The 22967-nt window shown below is 76.4% G+C and carries 16 protein-coding genes; 12 read left to right on the top strand and 4 right to left on the bottom strand.

The window, feature by feature from the left end; translation table 11 throughout:
* Positions 1-121: 121 nt before the first annotated feature.
* Positions 122-532, top strand: coding sequence for a DUF3040 domain-containing protein (locus AFB00_RS00785; protein WP_068795606.1), 411 nt, complete (start codon positions 122-124; stop codon positions 530-532).
* A gap of 246 nt (positions 533-778) precedes the next feature.
* Here the strand turns inward: AFB00_RS00785 and AFB00_RS00780 are convergent, their stop codons facing one another.
* The 3 genes from AFB00_RS00780 to AFB00_RS00770 are packed head-to-tail and all read right to left on the bottom strand — an operon-like array spanning position 779 to position 5389.
* Complete coding sequence (locus AFB00_RS00780) at positions 779-3091, bottom strand: transglutaminase TgpA family protein (RefSeq protein ID WP_068795605.1); 2313 nt, start codon at positions 3089-3091, stop codon at positions 779-781.
* Positions 3088-4407: a DUF58 domain-containing protein gene (locus AFB00_RS00775; protein ID WP_083275155.1), complete on the bottom strand. Its 1320-nt coding sequence runs from the start codon at positions 4405-4407 to the stop codon at positions 3088-3090. The genes AFB00_RS00780 and AFB00_RS00775 overlap by 4 nt, the downstream gene beginning before the upstream one ends.
* A gap of 1 nt (position 4408) precedes the next feature.
* Positions 4409-5389 (bottom strand): AAA family ATPase, encoded by a 981-nt coding sequence (locus tag AFB00_RS00770; RefSeq protein ID WP_156819771.1) that lies wholly within the window; start codon positions 5387-5389, stop codon positions 4409-4411.
* Positions 5390-6326: 937 nt separating this feature from the next.
* Between AFB00_RS00770 and mraZ the strand changes: the two genes are divergently transcribed.
* The 9 genes from mraZ to ftsW all read left to right on the top strand — a co-directional run bounded on the left by mraZ (position 6327) and on the right by ftsW (position 17907).
* Positions 6327-6758 carry a division/cell wall cluster transcriptional repressor MraZ gene (gene mraZ, locus AFB00_RS00765; RefSeq protein WP_068799877.1) on the top strand — a complete coding sequence of 144 codons (432 nt, stop codon included), beginning with the start codon at positions 6327-6329 and terminating at the stop codon, positions 6756-6758.
* Between the two features lie 348 nt (positions 6759-7106).
* On the top strand, positions 7107-8105 hold the full coding sequence (gene rsmH, locus AFB00_RS00760) for a 16S rRNA (cytosine(1402)-N(4))-methyltransferase RsmH (protein WP_068795604.1): 999 nt from the start codon (positions 7107-7109) through the stop codon (positions 8103-8105).
* Positions 8102-8743 carry a hypothetical protein gene (locus AFB00_RS32855; RefSeq protein ID WP_068795603.1) on the top strand — a complete coding sequence of 214 codons (642 nt, stop codon included), beginning with the start codon at positions 8102-8104 and terminating at the stop codon, positions 8741-8743. The genes rsmH and AFB00_RS32855 overlap by 4 nt, the downstream gene beginning before the upstream one ends.
* Positions 8743-10584: a peptidoglycan D,D-transpeptidase FtsI family protein gene (locus AFB00_RS00750; RefSeq protein ID WP_156819315.1), complete on the top strand. Its 1842-nt coding sequence runs from the start codon at positions 8743-8745 to the stop codon at positions 10582-10584. Before AFB00_RS32855 ends, AFB00_RS00750 begins: the two co-directional genes overlap by 1 nt.
* Before the next feature lie 332 nt (positions 10585-10916).
* Positions 10917-12527 (top strand): UDP-N-acetylmuramoyl-L-alanyl-D-glutamate--2,6-diaminopimelate ligase, encoded by a 1611-nt coding sequence (locus tag AFB00_RS00745; protein WP_068799875.1) that lies wholly within the window; start codon positions 10917-10919, stop codon positions 12525-12527.
* 55 nt (positions 12528-12582) lie between these two features.
* Complete coding sequence (locus tag AFB00_RS00740) at positions 12583-14094, top strand: UDP-N-acetylmuramoyl-tripeptide--D-alanyl-D-alanine ligase (RefSeq protein WP_068795602.1); 1512 nt, start codon at positions 12583-12585, stop codon at positions 14092-14094.
* On the top strand, positions 14091-15161 hold the full coding sequence (gene mraY / locus AFB00_RS00735) for a phospho-N-acetylmuramoyl-pentapeptide-transferase (RefSeq protein WP_068795601.1): 1071 nt from the start codon (positions 14091-14093) through the stop codon (positions 15159-15161). The genes AFB00_RS00740 and mraY overlap by 4 nt, the downstream gene beginning before the upstream one ends.
* Entirely contained in the window at positions 15134-16627 is a 1494-nt protein-coding gene (gene murD / locus AFB00_RS00730) for a UDP-N-acetylmuramoyl-L-alanine--D-glutamate ligase (RefSeq protein ID WP_068795600.1), read from the top strand. The genes mraY and murD overlap by 28 nt, the downstream gene beginning before the upstream one ends.
* Positions 16624-17907 carry a putative lipid II flippase FtsW gene (ftsW, locus tag AFB00_RS00725; RefSeq protein ID WP_068795599.1) on the top strand — a complete coding sequence of 428 codons (1284 nt, stop codon included), beginning with the start codon at positions 16624-16626 and terminating at the stop codon, positions 17905-17907. The genes murD and ftsW overlap by 4 nt, the downstream gene beginning before the upstream one ends.
* Here the strand turns inward: ftsW and AFB00_RS35570 are convergent.
* Positions 17887-20274, bottom strand: a complete 2388-nt coding sequence (locus AFB00_RS35570; protein ID WP_261340661.1) for a hypothetical protein — start codon at positions 20272-20274, stop codon at positions 17887-17889. The genes ftsW and AFB00_RS35570 overlap by 21 nt on opposite strands.
* Here AFB00_RS35570 and murG point away from each other — a divergent pair.
* Positions 20266-21474 carry an undecaprenyldiphospho-muramoylpentapeptide beta-N-acetylglucosaminyltransferase gene (murG, locus tag AFB00_RS34435; RefSeq protein WP_442965839.1) on the top strand — a complete coding sequence of 403 codons (1209 nt, stop codon included), beginning with the start codon at positions 20266-20268 and terminating at the stop codon, positions 21472-21474. The genes AFB00_RS35570 and murG overlap by 9 nt on opposite strands.
* Entirely contained in the window at positions 21471-22904 is a 1434-nt protein-coding gene (gene murC / locus AFB00_RS00710; protein ID WP_068795597.1) for a UDP-N-acetylmuramate--L-alanine ligase, read from the top strand. Before murG ends, murC begins: the two co-directional genes overlap by 4 nt.
* Positions 22905-22967 lie beyond the last annotated feature (63 nt).

Here is a 22967-nt window from a genome sequence, read left to right as displayed (position 1 = left end):
CACGATTCGCCTCGTACTCTTAGAGCAGACGCCCAGGTGGGGCGCCCGTCGTGTCGATCGGGGCCGGGAAACCCGGGTCGACGTGGCCTACCGTCCGATTACGTGTGCCGGAGGTGAAGGCATGCCGCTCTCCGAGCACGAGCAGCGCCTGCTCGAACAGATCGAACGGGCCCTCTACCAGGAGGACCCGAAGTTCGCCTCCTCGGTGAGCGGTGGTCGGATGAGCAAGCCTGCTCGCCGGCGCCGGATCCAGGGGGCCGTGGTCTTCGTGCTGGGCCTCGTCCTGCTCGTCGCCGGGATCCCGTTCCAGGCGCTGTACCTGGGTGACATCCCCGTGCTGAGCGTCGTCGGCTTCCTCGCGATGCTCGGCGGTGCGCTGCTGGCTGTCACCTCGATCGGTGCCCGTGGCGGGAAGGACGGGGAGCAGGCCGAGAGTGGCCCCGCCCCGGCGAAGGACAAGCCGAGCGGCGAGACCGGTGGTTTCACCGGCCGGATGGAGGAGCGCTTCCGGCGCCGCTTCGAGCAGGAGTGATCTGACCGGCCGTCCGGCCGGAGACATGACCACGGTGGGGCGGGACACGACGGTGTCCCGCCCCACCGTCGTGTCCGGGCCTCCTGCGCGGCGGACCCACGGTGTCCCGGAGACGGGCATCGGGCCCGGCCGGCGCCCGGGCCGAGTGGCTGCGGTCGGAACCACGGTGCGCGGGCGTTCGGCCGACGGCTCCGGAGCCGTCGTCCATCCAGCCCGGCCCGGCGGGTCGGGCCACGGGTGGGGCGGTCAGCCGCGGTCGGCGGGATCGGCCCCGGCGTGGGCGGCCGGCTCGGCGGTCGCCCGGTCGTCGTCCGGCTCGTCGCCGTCGTCCTTCTGACGCCGGGCCGGAGCCGGGACCACCGACGCCGGCAGCACCCGGGCCCGCAGCGACGGGCTGCCGTCGGCGATCGCCGTCCGCACCTCGTCGACGAGGCCGTCGAGGGTGCCGGCCGCGGGCAGCATCCCGCCGTACCAGCTCGCCTCGACCCGTTCGACGAGTTCGCGCAGGGCCTCGGCGGGACGGCCGTCGAGACCGTGCTGCTCCGCGATCCGGGCCGCCGCCCCGCGGACCGTGTCGCCCGGCGGGACCGTGACCCCGTGGTCACGGGAGGCCGCCAGGATCTCGTCCCACGCGGCCGTCGCGGCGCCCGAGCCGCCGGCCCGGGCGAGACCGGAGCGCCGGGTGTACTGGCGTCGCCGCCACAGTCCCGGGGCCAGCACCAGCGCGGCGAGACCGGCCAGGACGGCCGCACCGACCGCGAGCAGCACCCACCAGGAGCCGCCCGGACCGGGTGCGGGGTCGTCCTCCCCGGCGCCGGGCGGCGGCGGCTCCGGCGTCTGCCCGCCGCCGTCCGGCGGCGGGGGCGCCGCGGACGGCTCCGGAGCCGGCGGCTGCTGCTCCGCCGGGGCACCGCCGGCCTCCTCGCGGGCCTGCTGGACGTAGGCGGGCTCGACGGTCCGCCCGTCCGCCAGCGGGGTCGGGTCGAACGTCATCCAGCCCTGGCCGGGGAACCAGGCCTCCACCCAGGCGTGCGCGTCCTCGGTGGTGATCGTGCGCCCGTCCGGGCCCTCGTCACCGGCGGTGAACCCGACGGCGACCCGGGCCGGCACGCCGACCGCCCGCAGCATGACCGCCATCGCCGAGGCGTACTGCTCGCAGTAACCGGTCCGGCCACGGGTGAGGAAGTCGACGAGCGCGTCCCCGTTGCCGCCCGGCGCGGTGGCCAGGCTGTAGGTGAACGGCGACCCCGGCCCGGTGAAGTGGTTCTCCAGCGCCATCGCGCGGTCGAACGCGGAGGACGCCCCCGCGGTGACCTCCCGGGCGATCCCGGCCACCCGCGGATCGACGCCGGCGGTGTCGGTGTACGCGCCGTCCACGGTGACCGGCCCGGCCGCGGCCCGCAGCTGGTCGGCCGACGGCTCGGGCAGCCGCATCGACTGCGTCCACCCGTCCTCCGAACGGGGACGCTCGCTGTAGGCGATGCCGCCGGCGGCGTCGTAGGCCCAGCTCTCCGAGGCGATCCCGACCGCGGTCGGGTCCCCGAACAGCGGGAGCCAGTAGTCGCGGAAGCCGAGGTTCTCGACCTGCACGTCCTGCTCGGTGGCCGGCCCCGACGTCGACGGCGGCAGCGCACCGGTGAGCGGGACGCCGGGGGCCGGCCGCCCGGCCGTCCACCCCTCCTGCGGGACGTAGGTCTGCAGGGTGAGCGCCCGCAGATAGGTGGGCCGCTGCAGGCCCTGTACGCGGAACAGCTCACGCGGCTCGCTGCGGGTGAGCTGCCCGCGCAGCGAGGTGAACGGGTTCAGCCCGATCGAGCCGTCCGCACCGCCACCGGAGCCCAGGGCCGAGTCGAACCGGCCCGCGGTACCGACGGCCGTCGTCGCCGCACCGGCCAGGAGCGCACCGGCGACGGCCAGCGCGACCACCGCGGCGCCGCCCGGCGCCTGCCGCAGCCGGTCCGGGCGCAGCAGGAGCAGCAGGCCGAACCCGGCCGCCGCGGCGACCAGCGACCACCAGGGCAGCAGCTCGGACTGCAGCGCGGTCGGGACGGCGAACACCACCAGCAGCGGCACCCCGCCGGCCGCCGGGGCCCCGACGGTCACCGTGAGGCCGAAGACGGCGATCGCGAGCGTGCCGAACCCGAGGGTGACCAGCAGCAGGATCTCCGGGGTCGCGGCGACCGGCGGGATGCCGGTGTCGATCTGCACGCCGGCACCGCCGAGCAGCGCCCAGAGCTCACGGACGGCGTCCGGCCCGGGCACCACCACGAGGATCCCGCTCCGGGTGAACCAGCCGGTGGCCAGCAGGACGAGCGCGACGAGCTGGCCGGGAGCGGCCAGCCAGGGCCGGACGCGGACCAGCAGCGTGCCGGTCAGCACGACGGCGGCGACCGCGACCACGGCGTGCGCCAGCCATCCGGCGCCCTGCACGACGGCCGCGGTCGCCGAACCGGCGAGCAGCACCGAGAGGCCGGACGCGATCGGGGGGAGCAGGCTCGTCCAGCCCGGCCCGCCGGACGGCGTGGCCGCCGCGGGCGGGGCGGTCGTCGGTGCACTCACCCGACACCTCCGACGGACGTCGTGCCGCAGGCGTCGGCCCAGGCCCCGTGGACGCTGGTCCCGGCGCGCACGACCGTCGTCCGCCAGCCGGCCCGGCCCAGCGCGGCCGCGCCGGCCGCGGCCCGCCCGGCGGCGGTGCCCGAACCCCAGTCGTCGACGTCGAGGACGACGGCGTGCCCGCCCCGCGGCCAGGCCGCCACCAGGGCGGTCACGTCGTCGGGATCGAGCGCGCCGAGCACGGCGAGCACCCCGTCCGAGGTCGTCGAGCCGCTGCCACCGCCGTCGAACCCGGCGGTGGCCGACGGCCGGAGCACGGCGAGCGCCTCGAGTCGCTGCGGCACCTGGTCCTCCTCGGCCGTGGGGGAGGGGACACCGTCGTCGAGCGGCTCCCCGGACTCGTCGACCAGCGCGACGTTCTCCCCGCGGCGCAGCAGGTGCACCGCGACGCTGGCGGTGAACTCGACGGCCCACTCCAGGCTCGACCCGGCACCGTGGCCGCGGTGCGCGGCGTCCCGGCGGTCCAGCAGCAGCGTCACCCCGGTCGGGTCGGGACGGTCGTCGAGGCGGACCATCAGCTCGTCGCGCCGGGCGCTGGAACGCCAGTGCACCCGGCGCATCTCGTCACCCTGCAGGTAGGGCCGGATGAGGACGTCCGGGGTGCCGGGACCGGGGCGGCTGCCGCCCTCCGCGCCACGGCCGGCGGCGGTGGCGGCGAGCGGCGGACGCCCGGTCAGCGGGGTGACCCGGGGCAGGACCAGCCAGCGGTCGGCGGGCAGCAGGTCGTGCCGGAACTCGGCGAGCCCGAGCGGGTCGGTCCCGCGGCCGCGCAGCGGCCCGATCCGGTAGGCGCCCCGGACCTGCGGGCGCAGCGGGTACCCGACCCGCGCACCGCGACGGCCCAGCCGGTGCACGGTGAACCGGGACGGGTAACGGTCCGACGGTCCCGCCGCGTCGGGGACGTGGTCGGCGATCCGCAGCGCCCCGAGCAGCGCGCCGCCGGCGATGCGGAGCACCGCCGTCCCCGAGCCGCCCGCCTCGATCCGGACGGGCTCGAGCGAGCGTTCCACCTGCAGCGTCCGCCGGGACCGCAACGCGAGCAGCAGCGCCAGCAGCGGCAGCAGCACGACGAAGGCGCCGATCCGGACGAGGTCGCGCTCGTCGAGCACGACCGCGGAGACGACCATCGCGAGCCCCCCGGCGAGCAGGCACCGCCCGCGCACGGTCAGGCCGGCCCGGCGCTCCCGGCGCGCGGTGGCCGTGGGCGGCGCGCCCGTGCGGGCGGGAGCACCGGATCGCCGGGAGTCCGGCGCCGTCACGTCAGCCCCGGGGCGGCGACGGCACCGCCACCCGCCCGACGGCGGTGCGCACCAGGTCCGCGGCCGAACGGCGGGCGGCGACACCCTCGGGACCGAGCAGCAGCCGGTGGGCCAGCACCGGCACCGCGACGGCCTGGACGTCGTCGGGGACCACGTAGCCGCGGCCGGCGGTCACCGCCCAGGCCCGTGCCGCGCGCAGCAGGTGCAGCGTGGCCCGCGGCGACGCGCCCAGCCGGACCTCGGTCAACCGCCGGGTGGCGCCGACGACCTCGACGCAGTACCGGCGCACCTCGGCCGCGGTGTGCAGGCCGCGGGTCGCGGCGATCATCGCGCGCACGGTGCGCAGGTCGGTCACCGGCCGCATCCGGTCGAGGGGCTCGGACGCGCCGTGCTCGTCGAGCATCGCCAGCTCGGCCGCCGGGTCCGGGTAGCCGACCGAGATCCGGATGGTGAACCGGTCCCGCTGCGCCTCGGGCAGCGGGTAGGTGCCGTCCATCTCGACCGGGTTCTGGGTGGCGACCACGAAGAACGGGTCGCCGAGCGGGTAGGTGCCGCCGTCGACGGTCACCTGGTGCTCGGCCATGCACTCCAGCAGCGCCGACTGAGTCTTCGGGGAGGCCCGGTTGATCTCGTCGGCGATCACGACGTTCGCGAACAGCGGCCCGGGGCGGAACTCGAACTCCGAGGTCTGCCGGTTGTAGATCGAGCTGCCGGTGATGTCACCGGGCAGCAGGTCCGGGGTGAACTGGACCCGGCTGACCGCGCCGTCGACCGAACGGGCCACCGCCTTCGCGAGCGAGGTCTTGCCGACCCCGGGCACGTCCTCGACGAGCAGGTGCCCCTCGGACAGCAGCGCGACCAGCGCCAGGCGGACGGCGTCCGGCTTGCCCACGATCACCCGCTGCACCGCGGAGGCGATGCGGCCGGCGAGCTCGGCGACCGTGCCGGCGTCCATCGGTTCGGGAGCGGGCCCGGGGTTCATGCCGGTCGAGTCCGGGCGCCGGGCCGGGGAACCGGCCGACGGGGACGGCACGGACGGCGCAGAGGGTGCGCTCGACGACAACGGGCCTCCTCGGATGACGGCTCGGGCCCCTCCAGTCTGTCAAACCCGCCCCGGACGGGATCGGGGACCGGTGCCCGTGGCCTCCGGTTGCTCCGTCCGGCGGAACCGCTCGTCGCGTCCGGTCCCGCACCCGGCCGCGCCCGTCGCGTCCGTGGACGGTCCGGGCAGTCCTGCCCGGCGTGCCGCCCCTGCCCGGCGTGCCGCCGCGCCGGACCCACCCGCGCGGCTCGTCGCGCCGAGATGCAGCGCAGCGGGCCGCGATCGCTCCCGGGCCCCGCTCACGTGCATCTCGGCACGGCGATCCGGATCGGACGGATCCTGTAGGGCGTCGACCGGTGGGACCCGCCGCACGCACGCGCGCCGGGTCCTCCGCCCTGGCCGCGCACCTGCGGATCCCGCGCGCCTCGGGGGTACCGCGCCCGGCGCGCGGAGCGCGTCACATCTGGTGCCGCGGACCCGTGCGGCGGGCCCGGCACGCCGGTCCGCGGTCCGGTGCGGCGTGGCTGCGCGACGGGCGCCCCACACCCACCCACCGGATCCCCCACCTCGCCCCCACCTCGCCCCCACGACGCCCCCACCGCGCCCCACGGAGGAGCGCGCTGCACGGGCCGTGGTGCCGGGAATCCGGGGCTGAGCTGCGGAGACGCTGTGGCGGGGGAGAACGGGGTGTCGGGCGTCCCGTTGTCCCGCTACCGGGTGGCGCGGCGCGGCTCCCCACCGCGCCCCACCCCGTCCTACCTGCGAGAACATCCGGTGAACGGACGGTGCGACGGTCACCTCGGGTTGACGGTGGGTCGTTGTGGGGTAGTGTGGTGATCGCTGGGGCGAACAGGTGCCCCAGGTGGAGGTGGGGTCGGTGTTCCTCGGCACCTACACCCCGAAGCTGGACGACAAGGGGCGGCTCACGCTGCCCGCAAAATTCCGCGACGAGTTGCGAGGCGGTTGCATGATCACGAAAGGGCAGGACCACTGCCTCTACGTGTTCACCCGTGACGCCTTCACCGAGATGGCGCGCAAGGTCGCCGCGGCCCCGCTGACGAACGAGTCGGCGCGGGTGTTCCAGCGAAACCTCTTCTCGGGCACCGACGAGCAGAACCCCGACGGACAGGGCCGGATCGCGATCACGTCCGAGCTGCGGCGGTACGCCGGACTGACCAAGGACTGCGTGGTGATCGGCGCGTTCACGCGCGCCGAGATCTGGGACGCGCAGGCCTGGCAGGAGTACCAGGAGCGGCACGAGGACGAGTTCGCCAAGGCCCAGGACGAGGTTCTGCCCGGACTGTTCTGAGCGCCGCTGGAGGCGGCACGAGGAGCAGTGCACGACAACGGGCGACAACACCGTCGCCGCCCCGACCCGGGTGCCGTGATCGCCCGGCCCTGGCACACCTTCCCCGGTGCCAGGTCCGGTCGGCACGGTCCCCGGGTGGGGGCGGCGCCGGATCCACCCCGACTGGGGAGTTCGGGTGGAGCGCTGGCGCCCGGCGTCTTCGGACGTGCCGGAGCCGGCCGTGGGAGCCGGTGGCTCGCACGACCACGGACAGGTCCACACCGGTTCCGGCCCCCCAGGGGGCCGGGACCGGTACCACGGACCGCGACACCGACCACGGGGACGAACGACGGCACCGGGGGGTGGGACGTGGCGGAGAGCGAACCGGCCCAGCGGCACGTCCCGGTCCTCCTCGACCGGGTCGCCGCGCTGCTCGATCCCGCGCTGCGCGACCGGCCGGCCGTCTACGTGGACGCGACCCTGGGCATGGGCGGCCACGCCGCGGCCCTGCTCGCCGCGCACCCCCGGCTCACGGTCGTCGGGCTCGACCGGGACCCGCAGGCACTCGACCTCGCCGGTCGCAGGCTCACCGCCTACTCCGACCGGCTGCACCGGGTGCACGCCGTCTACGACCGGATCGGTGCGGCGCTCGACGAGGCCGGTACCGGCCCGGCCGACGCGATCCTGTTCGACCTGGGGGTCTCGTCCCTGCAGCTCGACGAGGTCGACCGCGGCTTCTCCTACTCCCGCGACGCCGACCTCGACATGCGGATGGACCCGACGACCGGACCGACCGCGGCCGACGTCCTCAACTCCTACTCCGCTCCCGACCTGCGCCGGATCCTGCGCGGGTACGGCGAGGAGCGGTTCGCCGGTCAGATCGCGAACGCGATCGTCCGCGCCAGGGCCACCACCCCGTTCACCCGCAGCGCCCAGCTGGTCGAGCTGCTGTACCGGGTGGTCCCCGCCGCGTCCCGGCGGACCGGGGGGCACCCGGCCAAGCGGACCTTCCAGGCCCTGCGGATCGAGGTCAACGCGGAGCTGGACGTCTGGGCGGCGGCACTGCCGGCGGCCCTGGACGCGCTCGCACCGCACGGCCGGATCGTCGTGCTGTCCTACCACTCGCTGGAGGACCGGATCACCAAGCGCGTGCTCGCCGAGCGGACCCGCTCGCGCACGCCGGTCGACCTCCCGGTCGAACTGCCGGGGCACGGGCCCGAGTTCCGGTCGCTGACCCGGGGCGCGGAGACCGCCTCGGACGAGGAGATCGCGGACAACCCGCGGGCCGCCCCGGTGCGGCTGCGGGCCGCCGAGCGGGTGGGCGGGGCGAGCAGTACAGGTACGGCGGAGAGGCAGGAACGGCGATGAGCACACCCGTCATCGAGCGCCCGGGGACGCCGGGCGGCGACCGGCCGCGTCCGCAGCACCGCCGGACGGCACCGTCGTCGCGGATCCCGGCGCAGCGCGGGCCGGGGGACTCCCGGCGGGCCCAGGACCAGCGGCGGCGCAGCGCGGCCCGGGAGAACACCGGCCGTGCGAAGTTCGTGATGGTCGTGATGGTGCTGCTGGTCGTCGGGCTGGTCGCGACGCTGTGGCTGTCGACCGCCGCCGCCGCGGACTCCTACGCGCTGCAGGAGGCCCGACAGCGCACGGGTGCGCTGACCGAGCAGTCCGAGGCGCTGCGCAAGGAGGTCTCGCGGTTGGAGAGCCCCGCGTCGCTCGCCCAGCGGGCCTCCGAGCAGGGCATGGTGCCGGTGCGCGACGTCGCCCGGCTGGTCGTCGCGCCGGACGGGCGGGTCGACGTCGTCGGGGAACCGCAGGCCGCACCGGCCGCGGCACCGCCGGCACCCCCCGCACCGGGTCCGGCCGACCCCGCGGGGGATGCACCGGCTCCGGAGGCGGCCGCCGGTGCGCCCGCTCCGCAGGCCGGTGAGCCGGACGCCGGGACCACCGAGGGTGCCGAGCGTGAGGTCCCGGCCGACGCACGGGCGGCGGGCCAGGACTGATGGCCTACGCCCCGCCCCGGCCCAGGCGCCCCGGCGGGGGGCCCGCACGACCCGGCGGCCCCCCGCGGCGCCGCCGTTCACCGGCCGACGACCCGCGTTTCCGGCTCCGGCTGGCCTGGGTGCTGCTGGCCGCGCTGTTGCTCGTGTCGGGCGCGAAGCTCGTCAGCATCCAGACGGTGCAGGCGGGCTCGCTCGCCGCCGACGCGGAGAAGCAGCGGGCCAGCCGGATCGTCGTCCCGGCCGAGCGCGGGGCGATCACCGACCGGGACGGGAACGTCCTGGCGTTCTCCACCGAGTCCAAGGCGCTGGTCACCAACCCTCGGCAGATCAACCAGATCAAGGGCGCCGAGGCCGTCGGCTACAAGAACGCGATGGCCGACGCGGTCGCCGCCGTCACCGGCGGCGACGCCGAGGAGCTGCGCCGTGCGCTGGCCGCCGACCGCGGCTACGTGGTGCTGGCGACGGCCGTCGACCCGGCCCCGGCCCGGGACCTGGGCGAACGCTTCCCCGAGATCGCCGAGGAGAGCCGCGAGGCCCGCCAGTACCCGGGCGGGACGCTCGCGTCGAACATCATCGGTGCGGCGACCTGGAGCGCCGACGCGCAGAAGCTGGTCGGCCGGATCGGCCTGGAGTCCTCCGACGACGACCTGCTCGCCGGGCGGGACGGGTTCCAGATCGCCGACACCGCGGAGGGCAGCGGCACCGTCATCCCGGGCAGCGTGCGCTCCGAGGAGCCCGCGGTGTCCGGCTCGGACGTCTCCCTGACCCTCGACTCCGACCTGCAGTTCCAGGTCCAGCGGATGCTCGCCGACGCCACGGCCCGCTCCGGGGCCCGCAGCGGCTCGGCGGTGGTGCTCGACCGGGCCACCGGCGAGGTCAGGGCGCTGGCCGACAACACCTCGTTCGACCCGGCGCAGCTGCTCACCTCGGACCCGGCGACGCTCGGGAACAAGGCCGTCACCACGCCGTTCGAGCCCGGCTCGGTCAACAAGGTCGTCACGATGGCCGCCGCGCTGGAGGCCGGTGCCGCCCGGCCGGAGGACGTCCTCGAGGTCCCCGGCAGCATCAAGGTCGCCGACCGGGAGATCCGTGACGCCTGGACGCACGGCCTCGACCGCTACACCCTCACCGGGGTGCTGGCGAAGTCCTCGAACGTCGGGACGTTGATGACGGCCCAGAAGGTCGGCGAGGACCGGTTCTCCGACATGCTCACGCGGATGGGCATCGGCCAGCGCACCGGGATCGGCCTGCCGGGTGAGAGCGCCGGCTCGGTGCCGCCGCGGGCGACCTGGTCGGGCTCGACGTTCGGCAACCTGCCGATCGGGCAGGGACTGTCCATGACCGTGCTGCAGATGGCCGGGATGTACCAGGCCATCGCCAACGACGGGGTCCGGATCCCGCCACGGGTGATCGCCTCGACCACCGGGCCGGACGGGGTGCGGGTCCCGACCGAGCCCGCGCAGCCGGTGCAGGTGATGTCCCCGCAGACCGCGCAGACCCTGCGCACCATGCTCACCGCCGTCACCCAGGACGAGCACCGGCAGGCCGGTACCGGCGCCCAGGCCGCGGTCGCGGGGTACGACGTCGCCGGGAAGACCGGCACCGCCCAGCAGGTCGACCCACAGACGGGTGCCTACTCGCGGTCCCAGTACTGGATCACCTTCGCCGGGATGCTGCCGGCGCAGGACCCGCGGTTCGTCGTCGGGATCATGCTCGACGCACCGCGGGGCGGGAAGGCGTCGATGGAGCTGTTCCACGACATCGCCTCCTACCTCGCCCAGCGCGACGGTGTCCCGGTGCGGACGCAGCCCGCTCCGGCGCAGACGCTGCAGATCCACTGACCCCGGCCGGTGCGACCGGGTGTCGCCGGTGTGCGTCGGGCGGTACCGGGCACCGTCCACCCGTCCGGGCTACCCCGTCCGGGACGGGCACCGGCACCGGCCCGCCGCCCACCGGGTGCGAGCCTGCGCCGGATGGACGTATCGGTGTCGTCGTACGGCCGTACGGTGACGCCGGTCCCACCGTCCGTCGCGACGCCGCCCGCGAGCGGTCGCCCGGCGGCCGGAACAGCGGAACCGGTGGCGGGTGCGACGCCCGCGGGTCGGTAATCTCCTGCGCTGTGCCCGACGTCCACGCTGCGTACGCCCCCGGCGCCGAGGACGGGACCCGGCCGATGACCCGCGACCGGCTCCCCGATCGACCGGAGGCGGTCCGTCCGGTCGACATCGCCCTGCTCGGGCGCTTCTCCGGTGCCCTGTTGAACCCACGCACGGCCGGTGCCGGCCCCGGTCCGCTGCTCGACGCCGCGACCGGCGGGCACACCGTGACCGGTGTCACCCTGCGGGCCGGTTCGGTCCGGCCGGGTGATCTCTTCGCGGCCGTCCCGGGTGCCCGCGTGCACGGGGCCGACTTCGCCGCGCAGGCGATCGCGGGGGGCGCCGCGGCCGTCCTCACCGACCCGGACGGCGCCGACCGCCCCGAGGTCCGGCACTCCCGGCTCCCGGTGCTGGTGCACCCGGACCCGCGCGAGGTGCTGGGCCCGGTGTCGGCGGCGGTCTACGGCGAGCCGACCGCCCGGCTGCGGGTGCTGGGCGTCACCGGCACCTCCGGGAAGACGACCGTCGGCCACCTCATCGAGGCGGGGCTGGCCGCCGCCGGGCGGGCCACCGGTCTGCTCGGCACGGTGCGGACCCGGGTGCGGGTCCCCGGCGCCGAGCCGCGGGCGCTGGCGAGCGCCTTCACCACCCCGGAGGCCCCCGACCTGCAGGCGCTGTTCGCGGTGATGGTCGAGGCCGGCGTCACCGACGTCGCGATGGAGGTGTCCAGCCACGCGCTCGCGATGGGCCGCGTCGGCGGGTCGCGGTTCGCGGTGGGCGCCTTCACCAACCTGTCCCAGGACCATCTGGACTTCCACCCGACGATGACCGACTACTTCGAGGCGAAGGCCCGGTTGTTCGGCGGTGGCGGGCGCGGTGTCGAGGCCGCCCGGCACGGCGTCGTCTGCGTCGACGACGAGTGGGGCCGCCGGCTCGCCGCCCGGCACCCGGACGCGGTCACGGTCAGCGCCGACCCGTCGGCGTCGGGCTCCCGGGCCACCTGGACGGTCCGCGAGCTCACCGCCCACCCGGACGGCACCCAGACCTTCACCGCGGTCGGCCCCGGTGGCCTGGCCCAGGCGGTCACGCTGGCCCTGCCCGGCCGGTACAACGTCGCGAACGCGCTCGTCGCGCTGGCCTGCCTGGACGCCGACGGCATCGGCCCGGAGACCGCGGCGGCCGGGTTCGCCCGGCTGTCCGTGCCGGGCCGGATGCAGCGCGTCGACGCCGGGCAGCCGTGGCTCGGCGTCGTCGACTACGCGCACAAGCCGGCCGCCGTCGCCGCGTTGCTGGACGCGTTGCGCGCCCAGGTCGAGCCGCACGCCCGGATCATCACCGTGCTGGGCTGCGGCGGGGACCGGGACACCGGCAAGCGCCCGCTGATGGGCGCCGCCGCCGCGGTCCGGTCCGACCTGCTCGTCGTGACCGACGACAACCCGCGCGGCGAGGAGCCGGGAGCGATCCGGCGCGCCGTGCTCGACGGGGCGCTGCAGGAGCCGGCCAGGGGGGACGTGGTCGAGGTCGGCGACCGCCGTAGTGCGATCGTGCACGCGGTGCGCTCGGCCCGCCCCGGTGACGCCGTCGTGATCGCGGGCAAGGGCCACGAGACCGGCCAGGAGGTACACGGCGTCAAGTACCCGTTCGACGACGCGGACGAGCTGGACACGGCGATCCGGGCGATCTCATGACGACCACACGCAGGACGGCGGGAGGACGGACGGACCCGGTGGAGGCGATCGGACGATGATCGAGATGACCCTGGCCGAGGTGGCCACGGTGACCGGCGGCCGGTTGCACCGGGTGCCCGGCCCCCCGCCGGCCGGCGCCGCGGACCCGTCCGGCGAGCCTGCTGAGGCCGCTGCGGCGACCGTCACGAGCGTCGAGTTCGACTCGCGGGCGGTCGGCCCGGGGGCCCTGTTCCTGGCGCTGCCGGGTGCCCGGGCCGACGGCCACGACTTCGCCGCCGCCGCGGTGGCCCGTGGCGCGACCGGGGTGCTGGCCGGGCGGGAGGTCGACGCACCCGCCGTCGTCGTCCCGCCGATCGAGCGCCGGGACTCCCACACCTACCTCGGCGCCGTCGACCCGGACGGCCGGGGCGCCGCGGTGCTCGCCGGGCTGGGCCGGCTGGCCCGGCACGTGCTGGGCGCGCTGCCGGGGCTGGCCGTGGTCGGGGTGACCGGCAGCGCCGGCAAGACCTCCACCAAGGACCTGCTGGCCGCCGTGCTGTCCCCGCTGGGCCGCACGGTCGCCCCGCCGGAGTCGTTCAACAACGAGCTCGGGACGCCGTGGACGGCGCTGCGGGCGGACGCGTCGACCCGGCACCTCGTGCTCGAGTTCTCCGCCCGCGGGGCCGGCCACATCGCCGACCTGTGCGCGGTGGCGCCGCCGCGGATCGGCGTCGTGCTCAACGTCGGCTCGGCGCACCTGGGTGAGTTCGGCTCCCGGGCCGGGATCGCCGCCGCGAAGGGCGAGCTGGTCGAGGCGCTGCCCCCCGGTGACTTGCCCAGCTACCCGTCCGGGCCGTCCCGCGGCGGGGTCGCCGTCCTCAACGCCGACGACGAGCTCGTCCTCGCCATGCGCAGCCGTACCCCGGCCCGGGTGGTCACGTTCGGGCGGTCGGCCGACGCCGACGTCCGGGCGTGCGACGAGACGCTGGTCGCGGGCCGTGCGACGTTCCGGCTGGTCACCCCGGCCGGATCGGCACCGGTCACGCTGCGGCTGGTCGGTGCGCACCAGGTCCCGAACGCGCTCGCCGCGGCGGCGGTCGCGCTGGAGCTGGGCGGGACGCCGGAGCAGATCGCGCGGGCGCTGTCGGCCGCGGAGCCGGCGTCGCGCTGGCGGATGGAGGTCACCGACCGGGCGGACGGCGTCACGGTCGTCAACGACGCCTACAACGCCAACCCCGAGGCCATGCGCGCCGCGCTGTCCGCACTCGTGTCGGTCGCCGGTCCGCAGCGCCGCACCTGGGCGGTGCTGGGCCCGATGGGGGAGATCGGTGCCGACGCCGACGCGGCCCACGCCGAGCTGGTCGACGTCGCGGACGCCGCGGGTGTCGGCCGGGTGGTGGCCGTCGGCAGTCCCGGCTACGGGCCGGGCGCCGAGCACGTCGACGACGTCGCGGCGGCGCTGGAACTCCTGCGCGGTGCGCTCGAACCCGGTGACGTCGTGCTCGTGAAGGCCTCGCGCGCGGCCGGGCTGGAGCGGGTCGCGGCCGGCCTGCTGGGCTCGGCGACCGAGGGGCTGGCCCGCCGGTGAGGGGACTGTTCATCGCCGCGGGCCTCGCGCTCTCGGTCTCCATCCTGCTCACGCCCTACCTGATCCGGTTCTTCGCCCGGCAGGGCTTCGGCCAGGAGATCCGGGAGGAGGGGCCGCAGAGCCACCAGTCCAAGCGGGGCACACCGACGATGGGCGGCGTCGCGATCCTCATCGCGATCTGGGTCGGCTACCTGGGATCGCACCTGCTGACCCCGGACCCGATGAGCGCCTCGGCGCTGCTGGTGCTGTTCCTGACCACCGCGCTCGGCGTCGTCGGCTTCCTGGACGACTTCCTCAAGATCCGGCGGCAGCGCAACCTCGGCCTGAACAAGACGTCGAAGATCGTCGGACAGGTGCTGACCGCGACCGTCTTCGGCGTCCTCGCGGTCCGCTTCGCCAACGAGCGCAACCTCAGCCCGGCCTCGGAGAGCCTGTCGTTCGTCCGGGACATCCCGGTGCTGGCGTTCGGGGTCGTCGGGTTCGTGCTGCTCTGCAACCTCATCGTCGCGGCCTGGTCGAACGCGGTGAACCTGACCGACGGTCTCGACGGTCTCGCGGCCGGCACCGCGGCGATGGTGCTCGGCACCTACGTGATCATCGCGTTCTGGCAGTTCCGCAACAACTGCGCGGTCGACGCGGCCGCCGGTTGCTACGAGGTCCGGGACCCGCTCGACGTCGGTGTGGTCGCCGCGGCCGCGATGGGCGGCTGCATCGGGTTCCTGTGGTGGAACGCCGCCCCGGCACGCATCTTCATGGGCGACACCGGGTCGCTCGCCCTCGGCGGCCTGCTCGCCGGGCTGTCGATGGTGACCAGGACCGAGCTGCTCCTGGTCGTGATCGGCGGGGTGTTCGTGGTCGAGGCGCTGTCGGTCTCGCTGCAGATCGTGGTGTTCCGCACCGCCCGCCGACGGCTGTTCCGGATGGCCCCCTTCCACCATCACTTCGAGCTGGCCGGATGGGCGGAGACGACCGTCATCATCCGGTTCTGGCTGCTGGCCGCGATCTGTGCGGCGATGGGGCTCGGGATCTTCTACAGCGAATGGCTCGCGGCATCGGGATCGCCGTGACGGGCCGGGACCCGGACGACCCCGCCGGCGTCGCGGGCCGGACGGTGCTCGTGGCCGGGGCGGGGATCTCCGGGATCGCGAGCGCCGTCGCCCTGCGCGACGCGGGCGCGTCGGTGCTGGTCTCCGACGACCGCCCGGCCGCGCTGGAGACGTTGCCCGACGGGGTCCGGCCGTGGCGTGAGGACGGACTGCCGGCCGGGGTCCGCACCGTCGTCACGTCGCCGGGGCGGCCGCCGGGGCACCCGCTGGTGTCCGCGGTCGCGGCCGCCGGTGGCGAGGTGATCGGGGAGCCGGAGCTGGCCTGGCGGCTCGCGGCGCGACGGCCGTCGCCGCCGGCGTGGCTGGTCGTCACCGGCACCAACGGCAAGACGACCACCACCGAGATGCTGGCGGCCGTGCTCGCCGCGGCCGGATCGCGCTCGGTCGCCTGCGGCAACATCGGCTACCCGGTCGTGAGCGCGGTGACCGAACCGGAACCCGGGCCCGAGGTGCTGGCCGTGGAGCTGTCGAGCTTCCAGCTGCACTGGTCGCCGTCGGTCCGGCCCGCCGCCGGTGTCGTGCTCAACGTCGCCGCGGACCATCTGGACTGGCACGGCGGCCCGGACGGCTACGCCGCGGCGAAGGCCCGCGCGCTGACCGGCGCGGTCGCGGTCGCGGGCGTCGACGATCCGGTCGCCGCCCGGCTGCTGGGCCGCAGCCCGGCCGCCCGCCGGGTCGGGATCACGCTCGGCGAGCCGGGGCCCGACCAGCTCGGCGTCGTCGACGGGATGCTCGTCGACCGGGCGTTCGGCCGCGGCGAGCTGCTCGCCGCCGACGCCGTCGTACCGGCGGGGCCACCGGGCGTCACCGACGCGCTGGCCGCCGCCGCGCTCGCCAGGGCCCACGGCGTCGCCCCCGTCCACATCGCGGCGGCGCTCGCGGGGTTCACCCCGGGCCCGCACCGCAGCGCCCCGGTCGGCGAGCACGCCGGTGTGACCTACCTCGACGACTCCAAGGCCACGAATCCGCACGCCGCGGACGCCGCACTGTCGGCGATCGCGGCCCGGCGTCCGGGTGCCCGCACGGTGTGGGTGGTCGGCGGCCTGTTCAAGGGGGTCGCGCCGGACGAGCTGGGCAGGCTCGCCGCGGCACACGCGTCCCGGCTCGCGGGGATCGTCGTCATCGGGGCCGAGCGGGCGCCGATCGTCGACGCGCTCGGCCGACACGCGCCCGGCCTCCCGGTCCGTGAGGTCGCCGCGGGTCACGATGGCCCGATGGTGTCCTCCGACCTGCAGGATCCCGCCCGGCCCGATCCGATGCCGCTCGCGGTCCGGTACGCGGCCGAGCTCGCCCGGCCCGGCGACGTCGTGCTCCTGGCACCGGCGGCCGCGTCGATGGACCAGTTCCGCGACTACGGGCACCGCGGCGACGCGTTCGCCGCGGCGGTCGCCGGGCTCGGTCCCGTTCCCGGCGGAGCCGGCCGATGAGCCCGGCGACGCCCGACCGCACCGCGGGCCAGGCCGCCGTGGCCGGCGTCCAGGGCGGGGTACGACGGCTGCGGCGCTGGCTGCGCCGCCCGCTCACCTCGCTGCACCTGGTCCTCGGCGTCTGGGGTCTGCTGACGCTGTTCGGGCTGGTCATGGTGCTGTCCGCGTCGTCGGTCTCGACCGGCTCGGCCTACTCGGTGTTCACCCGGCAGCTGATGTTTTGCGGGGTCGGGCTGGTGCTGTTCTACGTCGGGTTGCGGGTGCCGCCACGGGTGCTGCGGGCGTCCGCGCCCGCCCTGCTGATCGTGGGGCTCGTCGCGCTGGTCGCGGTGCTGATCCCGGGGATCGGCGCGGTCCGTGGCGGTGCCCGGTCCTGGTTCGCCCTCGGGCCGGTGTCGTTGCAGCCGTCGGAGATGGTGAAGATCGCGCTGACCCTGTGGGGCGCGCACGTCCTGGTCGCGCGCCGGGCGGTGATGCACCGCTGGAAGCACGCGCTGAGCCCGGTCGTCCCGGTCACGCTGGTGATCTTCACGTTGCTGGTGCTGCAGCCGGACCTGGGCATGACGATCTCGGTCGGCATCGTGATGCTGGCCCTGCTGTACTTCGGCGGGGCCCCGGTGAAGCTGCTCGCCCTGATCGCCGGCGGTGGCCTGGCCGGTGCGGTGCTGCTCGGCCTCACCGCGGGCTACCGGGCCAGCCGGATCACCGCGTTCCTCTCGCCCGCCACCGCCGACCCGCTGGGCCCGGCCTACCAGGCCACCCAGGCGCTCTACGCGCTGGCCGACGGCGGCCTGTTCGGCGTCGGTCTGGGGCAGGGCCGCGCCAAGTGGGACTACCTGCCGAACGCCCACAACGACTTCATCTTCGCCATCATCGGTGAGGAGCTGGGTCTGGTCGGGGCGTTCGCGGTGCTGGGCCTGTTCGCGACCCTGGCCTACACCGGCATGCGGATCGCGGCACGCAACACCGATCCGTGGCTGCGGATCGTGGTCGCGACCTCGGTCGCGGGCATGGTCATCCAGGCCTCGATCAACATCGGGTACGTCGTGGGGCTGCTGCCGGTGACCGGCCTGCAGCTGCCGTTGATCTCCTCCGGCGGTACGTCGCTGGTGGTGACGATGTTCCTGTTCGGGCTGCTGACGAACGCGGCCAGGCACGAACCGGAGGCGATCGCCGCACTCCGGAAACACGGGCAGGGGCGCGTGGCGAAGCTGCTGCGCCTGCCGCTGCCGCAGCCCTACCGGGCGCCGGGACCGGCGTCACGGTGGGCGGCGCGCTGAGGATGCTCCCGCGACGCGGGAGCGGATGAAGTCGGACGACGCGAGGGGCACGAGAGCGTGACGGGCACGGATCAGACCGGCGGCGCCGGTGGCACGGGTGACGGCGGCACCGGCCGCGACGGTCGTGCCGCCGGGCCGGGTGCGGGCGGCGGCCCCCGCCGGCCGACCATGGGTCCCGCGGCGTACGGGCGTTCCCCGGTGCAGCCGGAGGACGCCGTCCCCGGCACCCCGCAGGGCCACGCGCCCGGCCCCGGGGCGGAGCCGGGGTCCGCTGAGCCGGCAGTCCCGTCGTCCGGCGGCCCGCAGCGGCTGCCCGGCACCGGCTGGGACCCCTACACCCACGGCGGGCAGCCGGGACCGCGCCCGGTGCCGAACGGGACGTCGCGCAGCGGTGAGCCGGATGCCGGCCCGTCCGGCCCGGAGCCGGTGAACGGCGACCCGTCCGCGCACCGCGAGCCGCCCACCCGCAACGGCGGCGACCTGCCCCGGCGCGAGCCCGGCCGGACACCGTGGGCGGGGGACGGCGGCGGTTTCGGCAGCTTCGGAGGCCCCTCCGGCCCGGTCCCGCCGGGAGCGATGCCCCCCGGCAGCCTCTTCACCCCGAGCGGTCCGCGCGACCACGGCCCGGGCGGGGACGCGGCGCAGCCGGCGACGCCGCCCACCGGCGTCCCCGGCGGACCCGATCCGCAGCGCGGGACGCACCCCACCGACCCGCAGGCCCGTCCGGAGGCACCGGCTTCGCCCGGGGCCCGGGAGTCCGCGCCACAGGACGGTGCGGCCGGGCCCACCCCGCAGAACGGCCCGGCCCCGCAGGACGGCCCGTCTCCCCAGGACGAGGTCTCCGCGGCCGACTCCCCGGACTCTCCGGACGTCCGAGCCGATGCCGCGGCCGACGGGGCGCAGGTGTCCGCGGACGGACCGACGCCGTCCCGCGCCCCGGGCGAGCAGCCCGCCGAGGACGCCCCGGACGCCTCGCGAGAGGCGCGCGACCCCGGCGCGGCGTCCCCGGCGGACCGGACGACCGACCAGGATCCCGGCCAGGACCGGCCCGGTGCGGACCGCGGCACCGGGACCGGGACCGGGACCGAGGACACGACCAGGGTGCGGCCGCCCGCGGCCGAGGCAGCAGGCCCCGGCACCCCCGTACCGGACAGCCGGGACACCGCGGCCCTGTCCACAACCGGCCCCCGCGGACTCCCCGTCGCGCCGCCACCGCCCTACGGGGCGGTGCCCAACGGCGGTCTCGCCCACGGCGGCGGCCGCCCGGGCAACGGGCACCAGGACCCCGGTCACGACCGGGCCACCCCGGCCGCCGAGCAGCAGCCGCCTGCGGCGGACTCCCGGCCGGACGGCGCACCGGACCAGCACCGGCAGGGGGACCCGCAGCCGGGCCGTGCGGAGGGGACCGGCGCCCGCCCGGCCTCCGGGCCGGAGACCCCCGCACCGCAGAACCAGCCCCGGCACCCCGGTGCCGGGCCGCACCCGGGCCGGCAGCCCGGGCCGGGACAGGCCGGTGGGTCCGGTTCGCCGGGGCAGCCCGGTCCGGCCTGGCCGCTGCCCGGGCAGATGTCTCCCGGGCCGTTCCAGCCGGGTCCGGCGGAGCCGGGCCGGTCCGGCCCGCAGCAGCCTGCCCGGACGCCGGGCCAGTTCCAGCCGGGACAGGCTCCGACCCACCCCGGTGTGGCCCGTCCCGGACGCCCGGAGCAGCAGCACCCGGGCCAGGCCCGGCCGTTCCAGCCCGCTGCCGGTGCCCCGCCGCAGGCGGGTCAGCAGCCCGGCCCGGCCCAGGCCGGCCCGTCCTGGCCGGACCAGCCACAGCAGGGCAGGTTCTACCCGGGGCAGGCCCAGCCGGGGCAGTTCTACCCGCGGCAGCCGCAGCCGGGCCCGTTCCAGCCCGGCCCGTTCCAGCCGGGTCAGCCGCAGCCGGGCGAGGCGCACCAGGGCCAGGCTCAGCCGGGCCAGCCGCCGCAGTCCGGTCAGGCGCAGCAGCCGGGCCAGCCGCCGCAGCCCGGTCAGGCGCAGCAGCTTGGCCAGGCTCAGCAGCAGGGCCAACCGCAGCAGCAGGGCCAACCGCAGCAGCAGGGCCAACCTCAGCAGCCGGGTCAGGCGCAGCTGGGTCAGCCGCAGCAGGGTCAGTCCCAGCCGGGCCAGGGACAGCCGGGCCCGTTCCAGCCCGCCCAGTTCCAGCCGGGTCACGGACAGCCGGGTCAGGGACAGCCCGGTCCGGGGCAGCCCGCCCGGCCCGGCCAGTTCCAGCCCGGTCAGCCACAACCTGCCCAGTTCCAGCCGGGAGAGTCCCAGCCCGGCCAGCCCCAGCCAGGACAGGCCCAGCCCGGTCCCGGGGCCTGGTCCCCACCGGTGGCGCACCCGGGTGGCCCCGGCGGGCCCCAGCCTGCGGTCCCGGGCGGCCCCGGCGCACCGGATGCGCACGGGACGCGGGCGTTCCCGCCGGCCACGACCCGGCCGGCGGGGGAGCAGAGCCCCGCTCCGGTACCCGGCGGGCTGTCGGTCGTCGTGGCCGGTGGCGGCTCGGCCGGGCACATCGAGCCGGCACTGGCCGTCGCCGACGCGATCCGCAGGCTCGCTCCCGGCGCCCGGGTCACCGCGCTCGGCACCGAGAAGGGGCTCGACACGCAGTTGATCCCGGCCCGTGGCTACCCGCTGGAGCTGATCCCGCCGGTGCCGCTGCCGCGCAAGCCCAGCGCCGACATGCTGAAGCTGCCCGGCTCGGTCCGGGGCGCCGTGAAGCGGGTCCGCGAGGTGCTCGAGGCCGCCGAGGCCGACGTCGTCGTCGGATTCGGCGGGTTCGTCTCCCTGCCCGCCTATCTCGGGGCGCGCAACCGGGTCCCGATCGTCGTGCACGAGGCGAACGCACGGGCCGGACTGGCGAACAAGGTCGGCGCCCGGTTCGCCGCCGCGGTCTGCACCGCGGTCCCCGGCACCGGCCTGGCGAACGAGGAGGTGGTCGGCATGCCGCTGCGGCGCTCGATCACCACGCTCGACCGGGCCGCGCTGCGCCCGGAGGCACGGACACACTTCCACCTGCCCCCGCACGGCCCGGTGCTGCTGGTCTTCGGTGGCTCCCAGGGCTCGCGGACGCTGAACCAGGCGATCGCCGAGGCGCTGCCGGCGCTCACGGAGCGGGGCATCTCGGTCCTGCACGCCTACGGCAGGGACGGGACACCCGCCGACCCACGGCCCGGCTACGTGGCCCTGCCCTACATCGACCGGATGGATCTGGCGTACGCGTCGGCGGACGTCGTCCTCGGCCGTTCCGGGATGACCACGGTCGCCGAGCTCACCGCGGTCGGGCTGCCCGCCGTCTACGTGCCGCTGCCGCACGGCAACGGCGAGCAGGCGCTCAACGCCCGCCCGGTCGTCCAGGCCGGCGGCGGCAAGCTGGTGCCCGACGAGGACCTGGACGGCGAGCGCGCGCTCGACGAGCTGGTGCCGATGCTCACCGACCCGGACCTCGCGCTGGCCATGGGCCGCCGGGCACGGGCCGCCGGGCACGGCGAGGCCGACGAGCGGATCGCCCGGATCGTCATGGAGGTGGCGGGACGGTGACCGGTTCCGGCACGGCCCTCGGCAGCCACGTCCACCTGGTCGGGATCGGTGGGGCGGGGATGAGCGGGATCGCCCGGATCCTGCTGGCCCGCGGGACCACGGTCTCCGGGTCCGACGCCCGCGAGTCCCGCACCGTCACCGCGCTGCGCGCGCTCGGCGCCCGGATCGAGCTCGGGCACGACGCCACGCACCTGCGCCACGAGGGGGAGGACCCGCCGACCGTCGTCGTCTCCACCGCCATCAGGGAGAGCAACCCCGAGCTGGCCGCCGCCCGCGACCAGGGGCTGCAGGTCGTCCACCGGTCGGTGGCGCTCGCCGCACTCACCGGCGGACGGCGGCTGGTCGCGGTCGCCGGTACGCACGGCAAGACGTCGACGACCTCGATGGTCACGGTCGCGCTGCAGCACGCCGGGGCCGACCCGTCGTTCGCCATCGGCGGTGACCTCTCGGTCTCCGGCAGCGGGGCGCACCACGGCAGCGGGGACGTCTTCGTCGTCGAGGCCGACGAGAGCGACGGCTCGTTCACCGCGTTCGCGCCGTCGGTGGCCATCGTGACCAACGTCGAACCGGACCACCTGGACCACCACGGCGACGAGGCCACCTACCGGGCGGTCTTCGAACGGTTCCTGGACCGGCTCGTCCCCGGGGCGACGCTCGTCACCTGCGCCGACGACCCGGGCGCCGAGCTGGTGGCGGTACACGCCGAGCGCGCGGGCACCACCGTGGTCCGCTACGGCCGGGCCGCGGTCGGCCCGCGGGACGCGCGGCTGCTCGACTTCGCGCCGGACGGCGTGGGGTCGCGGTCCCGGTTCCGCTACGCCGGCACCGAGTACGAGCTCGCACTCGGCGTTCCCGGCGAGCACATGGCGCTGAACGCACTCGGCGCGTTCCTGGCCGGGACGGCCGTCGGGCAGCAGCCCGGCCCGCTGGTCGAGGGTCTCGCCGGGTTCGGCGGGGTGCAACGGCGGTTCGAGTTCAAGGGCCGGGTGCGCGGCGTCGCCGTCTACGACGACTACGCCCACCACCCGACCGAGGTCGCCGCCACGCTGCGCGCCGCCCGCGAGTCCGCCCCCGTGGTGCACGGCCGCCGCGGCCGGGTGCTGGTCGCCTTCCAGCCCCATCTGTACTCGCGTACCCGGATCTTCGCGGGGGAGTTCGGCGCGTCGCTGTCGCTCGCGGACGAGGTGATGGTCCTCGACGTCTACGGTGCCCGGGAGGACCCGGAACCCGGCGTCGGACCGGCACTGATCACCGACGAGGTACGGCTGCCGCCGGAGCGGGTGCACCGCGCGCCGTCGTGGGAGAAGACGCCCTCGGCGATCGCGGCGCTGGCCGCCGACGGGGACATGGTGATCACGATGGGTGCCGGTGACGTCACCGCACTCGGGCCGGAGATCCTCCGCGAGCTCGCCGGTTCCGGCGACGGCTGACCCCGGGCGCCCGGCGCGACGGGGACACCGGGAACGGGCCCGGCCGGGCGGGCACCGCGCGGC

The organism is Pseudonocardia sp. HH130630-07 (assembly GCF_001698125.1).
GTDB lineage: Bacteria > Actinomycetota > Actinomycetes > Mycobacteriales > Pseudonocardiaceae > Pseudonocardia.
The sequence above is the reverse complement of the archived record's forward strand: the minus strand, read 5'-3'. Positions and strand labels throughout refer to the sequence as shown.